Here is a 17,073-nt window from a genome sequence, read left to right as displayed (position 1 = left end):
CGTCCTACCTCATGAGCCCTTCGGCCTCTGCGCGAAGGACCTGGGCGCCGTGACCGGCCTAAAGGTGCAGGTGGACGACATCAACGGCGACCAGGTCAACGTCGAGGACGGCTGGCCGCTGCGCCGCGCCGCCGAACGCTTCCAGGTCGCCGCCACCCCCGCCCGGCGCTACCGCCAGCTCGGCGAGGCCGGCATGCGCGACCGCTCCCAGCCGGCCGCACCGCAGCCCGCGCCGCACACCGACCCGCACGGAGCGGCGCATCATCAAGATCCGCCTGCCGCGCCGGTGGGGACCGGCCCACATCGCCTACCTGCTCGGCCTGCACCCCTCAACCGTGCACCGTGTGCCAACCCGCTACCGGCTCGCCCGCCTGGCTCACCTCGGCCGTCCCAACCTCGGCTACGGCTACCTGCACAACGCCATCGACGACCACTCCCGCCTGGCCTACACCGAGATCCTGCCGGGCGAGACCGAGCAGACCGCCGCCGCCTTCTGGCAACGCGCCCAGGCTTACTTCACCAGCTGCGGCATCACCGTACGCCGCGTGCTCACCGACAACGGCTGCTGCTACCGCTCCCACCTGTGGCGACCGCCAAGCGCGTACCCAACCTCGCAGGACAGAACAGCTAGCCGTCGCGCACGCGGCCGTACGCCTGGGTGATGGCCGCCGTCACGCTGACGTGCCTGGTCGCCGCCGCCTCGCTGGTCGGCTACCACCGCCTATCATTTAGACAAGCATCGAACCACCGGCCGGTCCGGAGGCTCCCGCATGACCGCCGCCACCCTGCCCCTCGCCGCGAGCAGCAAGGACGCGGTGTGCTGCGCGCCGATCGCCCGCCAGCCGCTCTGCGAAGGCGAGGCGGCCGAGCTCGTCGTGCTGCTCAAGGTGGTGGCCGATCCGGTCCGGCTGCGGCTGCTGTGGATGATCGGCTCCCACGCCAGAGGAGAAGCCTGCGTGTGCGACCGAGGTCGCCGGAGCATTCCGGGCCAGCGTGACCAGCCACTCCAGCCGGGTCATCCCCAACCCCGCATCCACCAGCAGCATCCGCTCCAGATCGGAGCCCAACCTCCACCGTCAGCAGGTGCGCCACCAGCTGCGACGTCAGATCAGAGGCCGCCTTACGCGCGCTGGCGACCACCTTGGCCGCCATCAGATGCTCGCGCGCCAGATTGAACAGCAGCATCGGCGAGTCATGCTCCATCGCCCGATCCAGCGGGAACTGCTCCGGCTCCTTCATCGCCTGCCTGCCGGGGCGGTCGTCCACTCCAGATACTTGGCCTGCGCCAGATGGTTCGAGCGGGCCTGGGTCCGGATGGCCGTATAACGACGCCGCCGCGGGCGGCACACCCAGCCGATCCGCGACCTGGGCCACGGCCGCGAACAGAGCTGGACCAGCATGCCCAACTGGTCCACGGAGCGCCGCCCACGACCTGGATCGACGAACACCACGTCAGCCGACGTCGGCGTGAAACACCGGATCAACTCATCAGCGCTGATCTCCGGGAACGAGCGCAGTCGCTTCCAACTGCTCCTCGGACAACATCTTCTCTGACAACGCACCCCGCCCACCCGCTCCTCGAAGAATCGGACGCCAGCGAACACCGGTCGTTCCGGAAGTCGTTCCCCAACCATCGTTCCGAAACGGCGGTACGGAGCTGATTTTCACTACGATCGGAGGATGGGCAACGGCAGCGATCACCCCATGGGCGGGATGGACCTCGGATACGCGCGTGTCTCCACCACGAGGCAGTCCCTCGACCGGCAGCTCGACGCCTTGGCCGCGGCCGGAATCGGCGACGAGCGGATCTACGTCGACAACAAGACCGGCACCACCGTCGACCGCGATGGCCTGACCCAGCTACTGGCCTGCGCCCGCCGCGGCGACACCATCGTGGTGCACACACTGGATCGAACCGGACGTAACCTGCGCGAGGTGCTCAACCTCGTCCACGACCTCGCCGAGAAGGGCATCGGCCTACGGTCGCTGGCCGACCCGCTGCCGATCAACACCGCCGACGAAGGCATGCGCCGCGTCGCCTTCCTGCTTCTGGCCCTGTTCGCCGAGATGGAACGCACCTTCACCGCCGAACGCGCCGCCCGCGTCCGCGCAGTCGCCGAAGCCAGCGGCCGCCAGATCGGCCGCCCCGTCGCCCATGCGGAAGGCAAGATCGAACACGCCCGGCTCCTCGAAGCCGAGGGCAACTCCCTCGGCGTCATCGCCGCTAAGACCGGCATTCCCAAGACCTCGCTGCACCGCTACCTCGCCACCGACTCCGCCGGCGAGCAGGCATGAGATCCGACGTGTTCTTGGCCGACTGCCCGGCCCGTACCACCTTGAATCTGGTGGCCGATGCCTGGTCTGTCGTCGTGGTGTTCGGGCTCGGGCGTGGTCCGCTGCGGTACACCGAGCTGCGCGGCCGGATCGGCGGGATCAGCAACAAGATGCTGACCCAGACGCTGCGCAAGCTGGAGCGCGGCAACCTGGTGGAGCGGCGGACCCTGCCTACCGCGCCTGCGGGTGTTGAGTACCGGCTGACTGCCCTGGGGGAGAGCCTGCTGGGGCCGGTGTCGGTGCTCGCCCGGTGGGCCGAGGAACACGCCGACGAACTCGCAGACGCCGACGGCGGTTGACCCCCCAGGGAACCAGATGGTTCCCTGCGGACGGTTAGCGTTGCCGCCATGAAGATCGGAAACAGTGATCTGGAGGTGTCACCGCTGTGCCTGGGCGGCAATCCCTTCGGCTGGACGGCGGACGAGGAGACCTCGTTCGCCGTGCTGGATGCCTTCGCCCAGGCCGGTGGCAACTTCATTGACACCGCGGACAGGTACACCTTCCACGTGCCCGGCAACAGCGGTGGTGAATCCGAGACGATCATCGGTCGCTGGCTGAAGGCCCGCGGCAACCGAGACCAGATGGTGATCGCCACGAAGGTGGGTGCGCTCCCGGGGCTGAACAACTTGAGGCCGGAGACGATCCGGCGCGCCGCCGAGGACTCACTGCGGCGGCTTGGGCTTGATCACATCGACCTGTACTACGCGCACGTGGACGACCCCGGCACCGCACTGGCCGAGACCCTCGGGGCGTTCGACGAGCTGGTCCGGTCCGGCAAGGTACGGCACATCGCGGCGTCCAACTACACCGCGGCGCGGCTGTCGGCGGCACTGGAGACCTCGGCCCGGGAAGGGCTCGCCGCGTACGTCGCCTTGCAGGCCGAATACAACCTGGTGCAGCGCGAGAACTACGAACGGGACCTCGCGCCTGCCGTCACCCGGACCGGACTGGTCTGCCTGCCCTACGTCGCGCTGGCACGTGGTTTCCTCACCGGCAAGTACCGCCCCGACGGCCCCGGGGTGGACAGCCCCCGCGCCGACCAGGCCCGCGCTCACCTGGACGGCAACGGCCCGGCCGTACTGGCCGCCCTGGACGAGGTCGCCGCAGCGCATCACACCACGATGGCCGCGGTCGCGCTGGCCTGGCTCGCCGTCCAGCCCACCGTCGCCACCCCCCTTGCCGGAGCCCGCAACCCGGCCCAGCTCGCCGACCTGCTGCCCTACCTGACCCTGCGGCTCGCCGACGACGAGATCGCCCTGCTGGACCAGGTCAGCGCTTGGAAACAGTGAGAACTCAGGAAGAGGCTCCTATGCGCTCCACAACTCGACGACGCCTTCTTGCTCTCGCAGCAATCGCCGTACCGTTGCTTGCCGACGGCACCGCGCAGGCGGCCGAGCGGTCTGCGCCCTCACAGGTCTCCGTGGCGTATGAGCTGCCCGGTGACCGGGTCTATCCCGAAGGCATCGCCGCCGACCCGCACACCGGCGATCTCTACACTGGATCGGGCGAGGACGGCACGATCTTCACAATGAGGCCGGGGCATCGTGTCGCGGAGGTGTTCCTGCCCGCGGGAGCGGACGGACGCACAGTCGCACTCGGGCTGGAGGTCGACCGGGCCAGACGCCTGTGGGCCATAGACCGCAGTACCGGAGTCGCGGTCTACGACATCCCCAGCCGCCGTCTACTGGCTCGCTTCACCCCGCCCGCCAAAGGCAAGAGCGAACCCCTCGTCAACGATCTGGCCATCGCCCCGGACGGCACCGCGTACATCACCGACAGCTTCCGGACGGTGGTCTACCGGGTCACTCCCTGGCAGCTCGCACGAGCCCGCGAACGGGGCCGTGAAACGCCGCTGACTCCCGCCTTCGACTTGGCCGGTGTCGTGGATCCGTACGAACCCGGTAAGACGGTCACGCTCAACGGGATCGTCGCGGAGCCGTCGGGGCGCTACCTGTTGACGGCCGACATGAGAGGTGCCCTTTACCGCATCGACCTGCACTCTGGCGTGATCCGCAAGGTCACGCTACGTGGCGGCGACATGTCCCTGGCCGACGGCATGGAACTGCGGAACGGCAAGTTGTGGGTGGCGCATCCCATTATCAAGGCCAACGCGATCAGCCGCTGGCGCGTCACGGCGGATGGGCGGGCAGCCACGGAGGAGGGGCGGATCACCGATCAAGCGTTGCAGCTCCCGACGCATCTGCTGCACCGGCAGGGGAGGCTGTACGTGGTCCGTTCACAGCTCGATAAGGGCAGCATCGTAGATCCGGACGGTGGCCCCCCGCGGATCCCCTTCACCATCGCCTCCGTCCGCGGCATCTGAAGGTCTGACTTGCCTTCACGCGCGCTCCGATCAGCCCACGGCGCGCCGATCGTCACAACTCCGGATCGTCGGCGGCGGGGTCGTGCAGATCCCGCAACCGGCCGGAACTGCCCGGCCGGTTGAACGGGTACGTCCCATGGAAGGTGATGTGTTCCCACTGCAGCGGCGACAAGTGAGCCCGGATCTCCGGGCCGATCTTCCGGTGCAGGGCCATGGACAGCATGTTCTTGTCGGCGGACGGGTCCCTGGCCCCCGTAGCAAACGGCGGAAATCCAGCGGATTGGCCGAACGATTTGCCCAGGCCCCTGGCCTCAAGCATTGCTGTCCTCCTTCATCCGCACGAGCGCGGTCTCGATCAGCGCAGGTCGGCGTCAAGGTGCTGCAGCGCGTAGTCGGCCGCCAGCACCTGGGCGGGCGCGCCGGATGCCTTCTCGGCGGTCAGCTCCCGCATGCGGGCCAGGTGCGCCTCGCGTTGCCGCAGGAGATAGCTGTCGGCGGCCTTCCCCGCGACGGCAACTCGGGCGAACAGCGGGCTGGCGACGTATGGCGCCGACGGCTCGACGGTGTTCAGCCACTGCTCCAGCTCCGCCTGGCCGCTGTCGGTGATCGCGTACAGGGTGCGCTCGGGTCCGCCCTCCTGCTGCGTCTCGGCGACCTCTGCCAGGCCGTCGCGTTCCAGGCGTTCCAGGCGTTGCAGCGTGGCATAGACCTGTCCGTACGCCAGTGGCCTGGCGCCGGCGAGACGGTGATCGTGCTCCTTCTTGAGCTCGTAACCGTGCTTCGGGCGCTCGGCGAGGAAGCCGAGTAGCACATGACCGGTTGACAGGATCGCGACTATGCATTCAATATCGTCTTCCAGTTCGGTGAGCTGGTGCCCGAGCTGACCGCGGTGGAGAACGTCGCGTTGCCGATGCTGTTCAACCGGCACGGCAGGCAGGAGGCGATGACCGCCGCGGCGCAGTGGCTGGCCCGGCTGGAGGTGCCCGACCGCGCCGAGCAGCGCACCGGTGAGCTGTCCGGGGGGCAGCGGCAGCGGGTGGCCGTCGCGCGGGCGCTGGTGACCGGTCCGCGCGTGGTCTTCGCCGACGAACTCACCGGAGCGCTGGACACGCTCGGCGGCGAGTTAGGTGATGAGCGCCCTGCTCGGCGCGGCGCGCGCCGGCCGTACCGCCGTCGTCCTGGTCACCCACGACAACCGAGTGGCTGCCTACGCCGGCTGGGAGATCGCTCTGCGCGACGGAGCGGTGCTGACAGGGGTGGACCGGTGATCGCCGTATTGCGGATGTTGAACAGGGGACGCTCGCGGGCCGAGCGGGTGTGCCCGCCGTGCGCCGCGTCGTACCGGGCTGATGCCTAGCACGTGTTCGCGGGCCGGTGTCACCGTGGCGACGGGTGACGGGCACGGCGGGCCTGAGAACAGGGTAGGCAATCCGCTGGTGCTGGCCACGTTCACCGCGCCGAGTTTCGGCCGGGAGAGCGCGGGGACCCCATGCCGGGCTGGCCTGGGCGACGTACGGCGGGTGGCTGCTGACGCGCCGGGCTCCGCTGTTCGCCACCGATCGGGTGATCGCCGCCTGGATCGGCCCTGGCCGCCTCGCTGGCCACCACGGCGATCGTGACCGTTGTGGCCGTGCGGCGCGGCACCGGGGCGGGGCCTGCCCTGGCGGTCGGGGGGGGGGTGTTCGTCGCTGTGGCCCTGGCGCTGGCGGTGCGCGCCCATGCCCGCCGCGCAGCGCTGCTGCGCCGCATGCACGAGCTGACCGGCCGGGAGGAGCGGTGAACGCACTGGAGACCAGTGGCCTGGGCAAGCGTTACCGGCAGCGGTGGGCGCTGCGCGAGGCCACCATCGCGGTGCCCGCCGGGGTCAGGACCGCGTTGGTCGGGCCGAACGGGGCAGGCGAGTCCACGCTGCTGAACTGGTATCAGGCCTGCTGACGCACACCACGGGACGTGCGGAGGTCTTCGGCCGGCCGCTGGAGAGGGCCGCGGTCGCGTTCGTCGCCCAGGACAAGCCGCTGTATCACCGGTGGAGCGTCGCCGACCTGCTGCGCTTCGGCGCCGCGACCAACCCCCGATGGGGTCGCGCGGCTGCGCAGCACCTCTTGAACGGCGCGGCGACCTCCAAACCCGTATGCCTCATCGGCCATGGAGGCACGGGTAGGATCCAAATCGCTCCGGGGTATGCATACTGCTACAAAACGTTCACGACGTCATCTGGTGGATTCGGGCACAGGAGCCGGCCCTGATCGGTTCCGCCTTCGCCCCCTCGCCGAACAGCTGGACCTGTCAGACGTGGGGGTCCAGCACGTCTTCGATACGCTGCGCCGAAACGAAGAATCGACTCGCTACCTCCTGGTCTTTGACAACGCCGAACACCCGCAGACACTGCAGGACTTCCTGCCGCCGGGCGGCGGGCACGTGGTTCTCACCACCCGGGATGCTCGCCGGGAACAGGTCGGGACCGCACGCCGCGTCGAGTCGTTCGTCCGAAACGACAGCATCACACTCATCACCGGCCGGTTCTCGCAGCTCACCCGGCAAAAGGCGAATTCGATAGCCGAACACCTGCGAGACCTGCCACTGGCCCTTGCCCTGGCGCTCGCATACATCCGCTCATCCGGCATGTTGCTGTTTGTCGTTCATCCCTGGGAGGGTTCGTCGAGCAGCGTGCGGGCGGTTGCGACGTCGGTGATCAGGACGTTGACCCAGCCGCCGCTGATCGCCGCGCGGATGGCCGCGTGCTTGCGCTCGCCGCCGGCCATGCCGATGCGGCGCGGGATCGTGCGCAGGACCTCCGGGTCGATGCCGACGACGCGGCTGTTCAGGTCGCTGTGGATCAGCTCGCCTGCGCTGTCGAAGTACCGCTGGCAGACATCGCCGACCGCGTGGGCGGCGATGAGCTGGTCCTGGTCGGCGGGGGCGATGGCGTTGCCGCTGTCGCGCAGCAGTGGCGAGGGCTGCACGCTGCCGATGCCGACCAGAGCCATGGTCAGGCTCTGCCACTCCTTGGTGATCGACTGCATGGCCGTGTCCGTGACCAGGCTCCGGCGGGTCTCGGCGGTGCTGACCAGGCCGGGAGCCTGGACGTAGATCGGTTCGGCGCCGACCAGTTCGGCGAGATGGCTCAGCAGGCGGTTGGCCTTGGCCTGGACGGCGCCTTCGCCGACACCGCCGGCGAGTTGGACGACGCGGTCGGCGCCGGCCACGCGGAGCGGGTGCAGCCGATCGGCGACCGACAGCAGCGTCTGGCTCCACGGCGAGATGCCGATTCGCTCCCCGCCTGCCAGGGTCGATTCGAGGTAGGCCGCTCCGGCAGAGCCGATGCCGGCGATGATCTCTGACTCGTCACCGTCGACGTCGACGACGACGGCCTCCTGTAAGCCGTACCGGCTCTCCAGGCCCTGCTCCAGGGCCAGGTGTACGCCTTGGGAGACGACGACCACCGTCCGCACGATCCCGATCTCGCCGGCCCGCTTCAGCAACCGGGACACCTTTGTCTGGGAGATGTGCAGGGCGTCGGCGATGTCGGCCTGGCGGATGCCCTGTTCGTGGTACATGTGCGCGACCTTGGTGATCAGCCGCACCCGCCCGTCGGAGGCGGATCGGCCGGCGCCGCTCGCCTGGACAGCCATCAGGATCCGTCCCCTTCGTCGTCGCGGAGTGCCATCGCCCAACATTGTCCATCCGCGAGGTCACTCGTCGTGCACGCAGGGGCCAGGTTCTTGCTGCCTGATCCGCTCCGTTCTGCGCGCCGTCCTGCGCGCCAGGCAGGCCGGGGCTGCGTGTTTCGGCGAGAACACGCGGTTCGCACTGTGGAAGGTTGCTCAGAGTTATTGACAGACATGCGCGGATCAGCCAATCTACGGACACGGAATATTATGCGCTATCGCATAATTATGCACTACTTGGAGACTGCGATGCGCCAACGCAGGGTGATCATCAACACCGACGCCAAGAACGAAGCCGATGACCAGTTCGCCATCGTCCATGGGCTGTTGTCACCCACGTTCGACGTCAGGGGACTGATCCCGGCCCACTTCGGCACCCGGCGATCACAGCGGAGTATGGAGGAGTCCCGCGAGGAGATCGACCTTCTGCTCGACCTGCTCCACCTGACCGGCTCCGTCACGGTGGCCGACGGCGCGGCGACCGCCCTGCCGGACGAGCGCACCCCGGTGGACTCGCCCGGCGCGCAGTTGATCATCGAGGAATCGAAGCTCGCGACACAGGATGATCCGCTCTATGTGGCCTTTCTTGGTCCGCTGACCGACATGGCCTCCGCGATCCTGCTGGACCCAGGGCTGGTGCGGCGCCCGGTGGTCGTGATCTGGATCGGCGGCCCTGGCTACCGCGGCTACGACGAGGGCCTGGGAATCGAGTTCAACCTCTCCAACGACATCCACGCCGCCAACGTGGTCTTCGGCTCCGGCATCACCGTGTGGCAGGTGCCGCGCGACGTCTACACCAAGGTGTCGGTGAGCTACGCCGAACTGGAGGAGAAGATCGGTGGCGGCGGCACGCTGGGCCGCTACCTCATCAAGCAACTGCACGAGTGGAACGCCGTCTATCACCCCGAGCCGATCGAGTCCCGCTCCTTGGGCGATTCGCCCGCCATCGCGCTGATGCTCTTCCCGATGAGTGGAAACGTTCGCACGAGACCCGCTCCCCGCTTCAGCGCCGACGGCTCCTGCCTGCCCGGCTCCGGCCACCTGATCGGGGTCGTCGAGGAGATCGACGTGCGCTTTCTGCTGGCGGACATGTTCGCCAAGATCCGGGCTTTCGGGCGCGAGCACGCCTAGCACACCTACCCAACTGACGCACCAGGCCATCACGGGATGACTGACGAGGAGTGATCAACATGACGGATATGCCGACTTTTGGCGCTGGTATCTGGCATTTCGCCACCTACAAGGACCGTTACGCCACCGACGGGTACGGGCCGCCGGTCGGCCTGCTGGAGCAGATCGACCGCGCCGGAGCCGTGGGCGAGCTGTCGGTGGTGGACCTGAACTGGCCGTTCGTGGGCTTCGACGGCACGCTGGACGACGTCAAGGCCGCGCTGGCCAAGAACGATTTGACGGCCATCGCGGTCACCCCCGAGATCTACACGCGGGACTTCGTGAAGGGCTCGTTCACCAACCCCGATCCGGCGGTTCGCAAGCATGCGCTGGCGTTGATGCACGACGCCACCGAGGTGGCGCTGGAATTGGGCTGTTCGTACGTGAAGCTGTGGCCGGGCCAGGACGGCTGGGACTACCCGTTCCAGGTGAACTACCACGACGTGTGGAAGCTTGCGCTCGACGGACTGAAGGAGTTGTGCTCGGCGCACCCGGAGATCAACTATGTGATCGAGTACAAGCCGCGCGAACCACGTGTGAAGATCATCTTCCCGAGCGTGGCCCGGACCCTGCTAGGCATCGAACGCATCGGCCTGCCCAACCTGGGCATCCTGCTCGACTTCGGCCACTCGCTGTACGGGCAGGAGACCCCGGCCGACGCCGCGCAGCTCGCCATCGACTACGGACGGCTGTTCGCGATCGACGTCAACGACAACATGCGCGGCTGGGACGACGACATGGTCGTCGGCTCGGTGCACCTGGTGGAAACGTTCGAGTTCTTCCACACCCTGCGCAAGAACAATTGGGATGGCGTGTGGCAGCTCGACCAGTTCCCCTTTAGAGAGGACAGCGTCCAAGCCGCCAAGCAGGCCATCCGCTTCCTCAAGGCGATCCACCGCGCGTTGGACGTTCTGGACGACGACGCGCTCGCCCGGGCCCAGGCCGCGCACGACGCGTTGGCCGCCCAGCGGCTGGTTCAGAACGCGCTGCTGACCTCGATGACCGGGCTGGAGGACGCATGACCGAGCTCGCTGAGGCCGTCCAGAGCCATGTCACCCTGCCGGTGTTCGGCAGGCTGGACCGGCATGCGAGCCGCGCGGAGCAGGTCGCGCACCTCGCCGAGGCCGCGCGGCAGATCCGCATCCAGGACCTCAAGCTCATCCACCACGCACGGGCCGGGCACATCGGCGGCGACTTCTCCGCCATCGACGTCCTCGCCACTCTCTACGGGGCGGTGCTGGACATCAGCCCCGACCGGGTCACCGACCCCGAGCGGGACCGCTTCATCCTGAGCAAGGGCCACGTCGCGGGTGCGCTCTATACGACCCTCGCCGCGTTCGGCTTCCTGGCGGTTGCCGAGCTGGCGACCTTTCTGCAGCCGCTGTCGGCGCTGAATGGTCATCCCAACCGGACGAAGGTGGCGGGCGTGGAGGCCAACACCGGGCCGCTCGGGCACGGCCTGCCGGTGGCGGTCGGGCACGCGTTGTCGGCCAAGCTGGATGTGTCGCTGCGGCGTACGTACGTGCTGGTGGGCGACGGCGAGCTGCAGGAGGGCAGCAACTGGGAGGCGATGATGGCCGCCTCCCAGCACCAGCTCGACCGGCTGACCGTGATCGTCGACCGCAACCGCCTCCAGCAGGGCGCCACCGTCAAGGAGACCAACGACCTCGACCCGCTCGCGGACAAGGCCGCCGCCTTCGGCTTCGCCGTGGTCGAGGTCAACGGGCACGACCACGGCGAGCTGCTGGACGTGCTGTCATCGGTGCCGTTCCGGCCCGGCAAGCCCACCTTCGTCATCGCCCACACGCACAAGGGACATCCGATCTCGTTCATGAGCAACAACGTCGCCTGGCACCACAAGGTGCCGAACGAATCCGAATACCAGCAGGCGCTGACCGAACTGGAGAAGGAGCGTTGATGCCGCGAGCCTCGGTCGCCGATCTGCCCCGCTTCGACTGCCGGGACGCCTATGTGGCGACCCTGTCGGAGCTGGCGCACGAGGACCACCGGATCGTCGGCGTGGTCAACGACTCGGTCGGCTCCAGCAAGCTGACCAGCTTCCGCAGGTCCTTCCCTGACCGGCTGATCAACGTCGGCATCGCCGAGCAGGACATGGTCGGCGTGGCCGCCGGGCTGGCCAATGGCGGGCGGATCCCGTTCGTGTCGGCGGCCTCCTGCTTCCTGACCGCCCGGGCACTGGAGCAGATCAAGGCCGACGTGGCCTACTCCAACCACAACGTCAAGCTGTGCGGCATGAGCCCGGGCGTCGCTTACGGCGAGCTGGGCGCCACCCACCATTCGATCGAGGACATCGCCTGGCTGCGGGCCATCGACAACCTGACCGTCATCGTCCCGGCCGACCCCGTCGAGACGAGCGCCGCGCTGCGCTGGGCCGCGCGGGTGGAGGGGCCGGTGTTCGTGCGGGTCAGTCGCATGAGCGTGCCGCAGGTGAACGCGGACGACTACGCGTTCGTGCCCGGCAGGGCGGTGACGTTGCGCGACGGCGGTGACGTGACGCTGATCGCCAACGGCACCGTGCTGTGGCGGGCGCTGGTCGCCGCCGAGCAGCTGGAAGCTGAAGGCATCTCGGCGCGTGTGCTGTCCATGCCGACGGTCAAGCCGCTCGATGCGGAGGCGGTCGTGGCGGCGGCGCGGGAGACCGCGGGTATCGTCACCGTCGAGGAGTCGACCATCGCCGGCGGCCTCGGAGGCGCCGTCGCCGAGACCGTCGTCCAGCACCATCCGGCCCGCGTCACCATTCTCGGCATCCCCGAGTTCGCCCCGACCGGATCGGCGGCGTTCCTGCTCGACCGCTACGGCATGTCCCCCGAGGGCATCGCCGCCTCCGCACGAGACCTGCTGCGCCATGGCTAGCCCGCTCATCCTGGCCATCGACCAGGGCACCAGCTCCACCAAGGCCCTCCTCGTGGACGACACAGGCCGCGTGGTCTCCCGCGCGTCCGCCCCGCTCGCCGAGACCCAGCCCCGGCCCGGCTGGGTGGAGCAGGACCCGGGAGAGCTGTGGCAGAGCGTGCGGCTGGCGGTCGCCGGCTGTGTCACCCCCGAGCACGCCGCACGGGTCGCCGGCGTGGGCATCAGCACCCAGCGCGAGTCCCTTGTCCTGTGGGATCGCCGCACCGGCGAACCCCTCGGGCCGCTGCTGAGCTGGCAGGACCAGCGCACCGCCGCCCGCTGCCACGAGCTGGCCGATCAGGCCGAGCTCGTGCGGGCGGTCAGTGGCATGCCCCTGGACCCCATGTTCTCCGCGCTCAAGGCCCGCTGGCTGCTCGACACCCACGATCCGGAGCGTAGCCGGGCAGGGGAGCTGTGCCTGGGCACCGTTGACTCCTGGTTGCTCAGCCGCTTCGGTGGCGAGCACCTCATCGAGGTCGGCAACGCCTCCCGCACCCAGCTCCTCGGCGTTCAGGCCGGGGCATGGGATTCACGGCTGCTGGAGCTGTTCGGGGTGCCGGCCGAGGTGCTGCCGCGGGTGGTGCCCTCGTGCGGGCCGTTCCCCGCGGTCCGGGGGCTGGCGCCGCTGCCCGACGGGGTTCCGGTGCTGGCGGTGATGGGTGACTCGCACGCGGCGATGTTCGCCCACGCCGGCTGGCGGCCTGGCGTGGTCAAGGCCACCTACGGGACGGGCTCGTCGGTGATGGCCATCGGCGGCGGACGATCGGAGGGGCTGTGCCGCAGCATCGCCTGGGACATCGGGAACGGTCCGGTACCGGCGGTCGAGGGCAACATCCGCGCGGCCGGCCGCACCATCACCTGGCTGTCGGAGCTGCTGGACGTGCCCGCCGAGACCCTGCTGGCCGAGGCGGAGGACACCGACCCGGGCGAGGTGTACTTCGTGCCCGCGTTCGGCGGGCTCGGCGCTCCCTGGTGGGACCCGGACGCCACCCCCGTCGTCACCGGCCTCACCCTGGGCACCCGGCGCGCCCAGCTCGCCGCCGCCGCCCTGGAGGCCGTGGCCTTCCAGGTCGAGGACGTCGTGGCCGCCATCGAGCAGGCGGTCGGGCAGGTAGGCGTTCTCATGGCGGACGGCGGGCTCACCCGCAGCGCCCGGCTCATGCAGACACAGGCCGACCTCAGCGGGCGGACCGTCGCGCGTTCCGGCGAGCACGATCTGTCCGCGCTCGGCGTGGCCGACGCCGCCGGGCTCGCCGCCAAGCTCTGGACGACCGAGCAACTGCAGCGCCGTCCACGGCCGGTTGAGGAGTTCCGGCCGGCGGCGGACGACCCCTACCGCCGGGCGCGGCAGGCCGCCTGGCGGCAGGCGGTCCGCCGGGCCCGGCCCGACGAGGAAAGGAGCATCACATGACCGCGAGGGTGCCGGCCCGCTGGATCGCCGCCGCGGCCGTCGCCGCGCTGGTCGTGCTCATGGCGGTGGACACGGAGTACCGCACCGCCGAGACGGCCGCCGCGGCGGCGCCCGCGAAGTTCGACCCGGCCGCGTTCGGCGCGCAGAACTACGAGGCCAAGGTCGTACCGGCCATCAAGCAGTCGGCCGTGGACCTGCCCGTCCTGCTCAAGGCGCTGGCCGGCGACAAGGACGCGGCCGGGCAGAAGTACGGCAGGCGCCAGGGCACCGGCCCGTACACCTTCGCGGTCAAGGGCAGGGGCGAGGCCGGCAAGTCCCGCTCGGGCCTGCTGCCGGTCACCGTCGAGGGCGTGCCGGACGGCACGCGGGTGTCGCTGCAGATCGGCCCGGCCATCAACGGCACCGCGCTGCGCGACGCTGCCGGGTTCATCACGTTCGGCCAGTTCACCAACCAGGTCGAGTACGCCGACGCGGCCACCGCGCTGAACAACGAGCTGCGCGCCAAGCTGCTCAACGGCCTGGACGTGGCGGCGCTGGACGGCAAGGAGATCACCTTCACCGGCGCGTTCACCCTGCTCACCCCGCAGACGGTGACCATCACCCCAGTGGAGATCTCATGATGCTGCGGGCCCGCGAGGTCACCAAGGTCTATGGCGGGACGCACGCGCTCAAGGGCGTGGACTTCGCCGTCGCGCCCGGCCGCGTCACCGCCTTGTTCGGGGAGAACGGCGCCGGCAAGTCCACGTTGATGAAGATCCTGGCCGGGATCGAGCAGCCCACCACCGGCCACGTCGAGCTGGATGGCAGGCCGGTGCGGCTGGCCTCCTCGCGGGACGCCGCCGACCTGGGCATTGCCATCATCCATCAGGAGCTGAGTCTGTGCCCGAACCTCAGCATCACCGACAATCTGTTCCTGGCCCGTGAGCTGCGCACCCCGTTCGGCGCGGTGGACCGCAGGGCGCAGCGCGAGCGGGCGCTCGCCGTGCTGCGCACCCTGGAGGAGGACCTCGACCCGGACACGCTGGTGGCCGACCTGCGGCTCGGCCAGCAGCAGATCGTGGAGATCGCGCGGGCCCTGCTCCAGGACACCCGAGTGCTGATCATGGACGAGCCCACCTCCGCGCTCACCGCGCCCGAGGTGGAGGTGCTGTTCAAGGTCATCCGTGACCTCACGGCGCGTGGGGTCGCCGTGGTCTACATTTCCCACCACCTGGACGAGGCTCTCGACATCGCGGACGACGTGGTGGTGTTGCGTGACGGCACGCTGGTGGCCACCGCCGAGGCGGCCGAGGTGGACCTGCGCTGGATCGTCGAGCAGATGGTCGGCCGCGATCAGGACACCCTGTTCCCCGACCGGGAGTCACAGGCGGGGGAGCCGGTCCTTGACCTGCGCGATCTGGTCGTGACCGATCCCGGCAACCCCGACCGGCTCGCCGTCGGCGGCGTGACCCTGACCCTGCGCGCCGGGGAGATCGTCGGCGTCTACGGGCTCATGGGGTCCGGCCGCACGGAGCTGCTCGAAGCACTCGCCGGGCGCCTTTCGCCCGCGTCCGGCCAGATCGTCCTGGCGGGCGAGCCGCTGACGCGGGCGGGCATCCGCGACCGCATCCAGCGCGGCCTCGTGCTCGTCCCCGAGGACCGGCAGCGCGACGGGCTCGTGCAGACCATGACCGTCGGCGAGAACCTGTCGCTGGCCGGGCTCTACCAGTACGTGCGGCGGCTGTTCGTCTCGGCCGCCCGCGAGGGCGAGGCCGTGCGGCGCGTCATCACCGACATCACCGTCAAGACCAGCGGCGCCAAGGCGGCCATCGGCTCGCTCAGCGGCGGCAACCAGCAGAAGGTCGTCATCGGCAAGGCGCTGCTGACCGGGCCCCGTGTGCTGCTGCTGGACGAGCCGTCCCGCGGCGTGGACGTCGGCGCCAAGGCCGACATCTTCCAGCTCATGGCCGCTCAGGCCCGCCGCGGGCTGGCCGTGTTGTTCACCACCTCCGAGGCCGAGGAAGCACTGCACATCCCCGACCGGCTGCTCGTGCTCGCCCGCGGCGCCGTCGTCGGCGAGTACCGGCGCGGAGAGATCGATCGGGAGGAACTCATGCGCGTATCCGACGGCGCCACGAACGGAGGTGCGCTCCGATGACCTCGACAGCGTCCAGGCCGGCGGCCGAGACAGCCCGCCCGGACCGGGCCGCCGCCACGGCACGCCGGCTGTCCGTGCTCAACGTGGCCTTCGAGCTGCGCGCGTTCATCGCGCTCGCCGTGCTCATCGTGGTGTTCAGCGTGCTGTCCGACGCGTTCCTGACCGTGCCGAACCTGATCACCATGACCAAGCACGTGGCGATCAACGCCGTGATCGCGCTGGGCATGCTGCTGGTCATCCTCAAGGGCGGCATCGACCTGTCGGTGGGCTCGATCGTGGGCCTGTCCGGGGTCGTGGCTGGTGAGCTGCTGGGCGGCCTGCACGTCGGCGGCGTGATCGCCTACCCGCCGGTGTGGGTGGTGATCGTGCTGTGCGTGACGGTCGGCATGGCCGTCGGCGCGGTCAACGGGCTGCTCGTCACCCGCTTCAACGTGGCGCCGTTCATCGCCACCCTCGGCATGCTGTACGTGGCCCGCGGCGCGGCGATGCTCATCTCCGACGGCGCCACCTACCCCAACCTGGCCGGCCACCCCGCCCTCGGCAACACCGGCTTCGGCCTGCTCGGCAGCGGCCGCCCGCTCGGCCTGCCGACCTCGATCTGGATCATGATCGCGCTGGCGGCGCTGGCCACCCTGCTGCTGGCCAAGTCCCCGTTCGGCCGCTGGCTGTACGCCACCGGCGGCAACGAGCGGGCCGCCGACCTGTCCGGGGTGCCGATCCGGCGGGTCAAGACCATCGTGTACGTGATCTCCGGCGCGTGCGCCGCCGTCGCCGGGCTCATCATCGCCTCAGAGCTCACCTCAGCCGCGCCGCAGGCGGGGGAGACCTACGAGCTGAACGCCATCGCCGCGGTCGTCATCGGTGGCGCGGCGCTCAGCGGCGGCCGGGGCACCGTGCGCGGCACCCTGGTCGGCGCGTTCGTCATCGGCTTCCTCGCCGACGGCCTGGTGATCCTGGGCGTGTCGACGTTCTGGCAGATCCTCATCAAGGGCGCCGTGATCATCCTCGCCGTCATGCTCGACCAGGGCCAGCAGCGCTTCAAACGTCGGGGAGCCGCCGCCGCGGCGGTCGCCGCGACCAAGCACCACGACTAAGTAGCACCACCCCCCGCAAGGAG

Annotated in this window: 21 protein-coding genes and 1 pseudogene; 16 read left to right on the top strand and 6 right to left on the bottom strand. The window is 69.6% G+C overall.

What is annotated here, in order from left to right; translation table 11 throughout:
• Positions 1-40 precede the first annotated feature (40 nt).
• Positions 41-587, top strand: a pseudogene (locus tag ACBJ59_RS54505) (helix-turn-helix domain-containing protein); the annotation flags it as partial.
• A 141-nt stretch (positions 588-728) separates the two neighbouring features.
• Here the strand turns inward: ACBJ59_RS54505 and ACBJ59_RS54500 are convergent.
• On the bottom strand, positions 729-1,067 hold the full coding sequence (locus ACBJ59_RS54500) for a hypothetical protein (RefSeq protein WP_375117879.1): 339 nt from the start codon (positions 1,065-1,067) through the stop codon (positions 729-731).
• A 168-nt stretch (positions 1,068-1,235) separates the two neighbouring features.
• A complete protein-coding gene (locus tag ACBJ59_RS54495) occupies positions 1,236-1,634 on the bottom strand; it encodes a DUF4158 domain-containing protein (RefSeq protein WP_375117878.1) in 399 nt (132 codons plus the stop codon).
• 46 nt (positions 1,635-1,680) lie between these two features.
• Here ACBJ59_RS54495 and ACBJ59_RS54490 point away from each other — a divergent pair, with 46 nt between their 5' ends.
• The 4 genes from ACBJ59_RS54490 to ACBJ59_RS54475 are packed head-to-tail and all read left to right on the top strand — an operon-like array spanning position 1,681 to position 4,657.
• Positions 1,681-2,295, top strand: a complete 615-nt coding sequence (locus ACBJ59_RS54490) for a recombinase family protein (protein WP_375117877.1) — start codon at positions 1,681-1,683, stop codon at positions 2,293-2,295.
• Positions 2,292-2,633, top strand: a complete 342-nt coding sequence (locus tag ACBJ59_RS54485; RefSeq protein ID WP_225302715.1) for a helix-turn-helix domain-containing protein — start codon at positions 2,292-2,294, stop codon at positions 2,631-2,633. Before ACBJ59_RS54490 ends, ACBJ59_RS54485 begins: the two co-directional genes overlap by 4 nt.
• A gap of 48 nt (positions 2,634-2,681) precedes the next feature.
• Positions 2,682-3,623 (top strand): aldo/keto reductase, encoded by a 942-nt coding sequence (locus ACBJ59_RS54480; protein WP_375117876.1) that lies wholly within the window; start codon positions 2,682-2,684, stop codon positions 3,621-3,623.
• 20 nt (positions 3,624-3,643) lie between these two features.
• The gene (locus tag ACBJ59_RS54475) at positions 3,644-4,657 is read left to right on the top strand and encodes an SMP-30/gluconolactonase/LRE family protein (RefSeq protein WP_375117875.1); all 1,014 of its coding nucleotides are present in this window, start codon (positions 3,644-3,646) and stop codon (positions 4,655-4,657) included.
• Between the two features lie 52 nt (positions 4,658-4,709).
• Here ACBJ59_RS54475 and ACBJ59_RS54470 read toward each other — a convergent pair whose 3' ends face one another.
• Together ACBJ59_RS54470 and ACBJ59_RS54465 are read right to left on the bottom strand one after the other, a co-directional pair.
• On the bottom strand, positions 4,710-4,976 hold the full coding sequence (locus tag ACBJ59_RS54470; RefSeq protein WP_375117874.1) for a hypothetical protein: 267 nt from the start codon (positions 4,974-4,976) through the stop codon (positions 4,710-4,712).
• A gap of 36 nt (positions 4,977-5,012) precedes the next feature.
• Positions 5,013-5,468: a PadR family transcriptional regulator gene (locus tag ACBJ59_RS54465; protein WP_375117873.1), complete on the bottom strand. Its 456-nt coding sequence runs from the start codon at positions 5,466-5,468 to the stop codon at positions 5,013-5,015.
• Between the two features lie 60 nt (positions 5,469-5,528).
• Between ACBJ59_RS54465 and ACBJ59_RS54460 the strand changes: the two genes are divergently transcribed.
• The 3 genes from ACBJ59_RS54460 (at position 5,529) to ACBJ59_RS54450 (ending at position 6,592) form a co-directional block, all read left to right on the top strand.
• The gene (locus tag ACBJ59_RS54460; protein ID WP_375117872.1) at positions 5,529-6,014 is read left to right on the top strand and encodes an ATP-binding cassette domain-containing protein; all 486 of its coding nucleotides are present in this window, start codon (positions 5,529-5,531) and stop codon (positions 6,012-6,014) included.
• 258 nt (positions 6,015-6,272) lie between these two features.
• On the top strand, positions 6,273-6,437 hold the full coding sequence (locus ACBJ59_RS54455) for a hypothetical protein (protein ID WP_375117871.1): 165 nt from the start codon (positions 6,273-6,275) through the stop codon (positions 6,435-6,437).
• Positions 6,434-6,592, top strand: coding sequence for a hypothetical protein (locus tag ACBJ59_RS54450; protein WP_375117870.1), 159 nt, complete (start codon positions 6,434-6,436; stop codon positions 6,590-6,592). Before ACBJ59_RS54455 ends, ACBJ59_RS54450 begins: the two co-directional genes overlap by 4 nt.
• Positions 6,593-6,943: 351 nt before the next feature.
• Here the strand turns inward: ACBJ59_RS54450 and ACBJ59_RS54445 are convergent, their stop codons facing one another.
• The gene (locus tag ACBJ59_RS54445; RefSeq protein ID WP_375117869.1) at positions 6,944-7,222 is read right to left on the bottom strand and encodes a hypothetical protein; all 279 of its coding nucleotides are present in this window, start codon (positions 7,220-7,222) and stop codon (positions 6,944-6,946) included.
• Positions 7,223-7,296: 74 nt separating this feature from the next.
• Entirely contained in the window at positions 7,297-8,289 is a 993-nt protein-coding gene (locus ACBJ59_RS54440) for a sugar-binding transcriptional regulator (RefSeq protein WP_375117868.1), read from the bottom strand.
• 210 nt (positions 8,290-8,499) lie between these two features.
• Here ACBJ59_RS54440 and ACBJ59_RS54435 point away from each other — a divergent pair, with 210 nt between their 5' ends.
• The 8 genes from ACBJ59_RS54435 to ACBJ59_RS54400 are packed head-to-tail and all read left to right on the top strand — an operon-like array spanning position 8,500 to position 17,050.
• A complete protein-coding gene (locus ACBJ59_RS54435) occupies positions 8,500-9,456 on the top strand; it encodes a nucleoside hydrolase (protein ID WP_375117867.1) in 957 nt (318 codons plus the stop codon).
• A gap of 59 nt (positions 9,457-9,515) precedes the next feature.
• The gene (locus ACBJ59_RS54430) at positions 9,516-10,517 is read left to right on the top strand and encodes a sugar phosphate isomerase/epimerase family protein (protein WP_375117907.1); all 1,002 of its coding nucleotides are present in this window, start codon (positions 9,516-9,518) and stop codon (positions 10,515-10,517) included.
• Entirely contained in the window at positions 10,514-11,413 is a 900-nt protein-coding gene (locus ACBJ59_RS54425; protein WP_375117866.1) for a transketolase, read from the top strand. Before ACBJ59_RS54430 ends, ACBJ59_RS54425 begins: the two co-directional genes overlap by 4 nt.
• On the top strand, positions 11,413-12,369 hold the full coding sequence (locus ACBJ59_RS54420) for a transketolase family protein (protein ID WP_375117865.1): 957 nt from the start codon (positions 11,413-11,415) through the stop codon (positions 12,367-12,369). Before ACBJ59_RS54425 ends, ACBJ59_RS54420 begins: the two co-directional genes overlap by 1 nt.
• Positions 12,362-13,819: a glycerol kinase gene (locus ACBJ59_RS54415; protein WP_375117864.1), complete on the top strand. Its 1,458-nt coding sequence runs from the start codon at positions 12,362-12,364 to the stop codon at positions 13,817-13,819. Before ACBJ59_RS54420 ends, ACBJ59_RS54415 begins: the two co-directional genes overlap by 8 nt.
• Positions 13,816-14,439, top strand: coding sequence for a DUF2291 family protein (locus ACBJ59_RS54410; RefSeq protein WP_375117863.1), 624 nt, complete (start codon positions 13,816-13,818; stop codon positions 14,437-14,439). The genes ACBJ59_RS54415 and ACBJ59_RS54410 overlap by 4 nt, the downstream gene beginning before the upstream one ends.
• Entirely contained in the window at positions 14,436-15,956 is a 1,521-nt protein-coding gene (locus ACBJ59_RS54405; RefSeq protein WP_375117862.1) for a sugar ABC transporter ATP-binding protein, read from the top strand. The genes ACBJ59_RS54410 and ACBJ59_RS54405 overlap by 4 nt, the downstream gene beginning before the upstream one ends.
• Positions 15,953-17,050 (top strand): ABC transporter permease, encoded by a 1,098-nt coding sequence (locus ACBJ59_RS54400; RefSeq protein ID WP_375117861.1) that lies wholly within the window; start codon positions 15,953-15,955, stop codon positions 17,048-17,050. The genes ACBJ59_RS54405 and ACBJ59_RS54400 overlap by 4 nt, the downstream gene beginning before the upstream one ends.
• Positions 17,051-17,073 lie beyond the last annotated feature (23 nt).

The organism is Nonomuraea sp. MTCD27 (assembly GCF_041950495.1).
Taxonomy (GTDB): Bacteria; Actinomycetota; Actinomycetes; order Streptosporangiales; family Streptosporangiaceae; genus Nonomuraea.
Note: the sequence above shows the minus strand (reverse complement) of the source record. Positions and strands in the feature narration are given on the sequence as shown.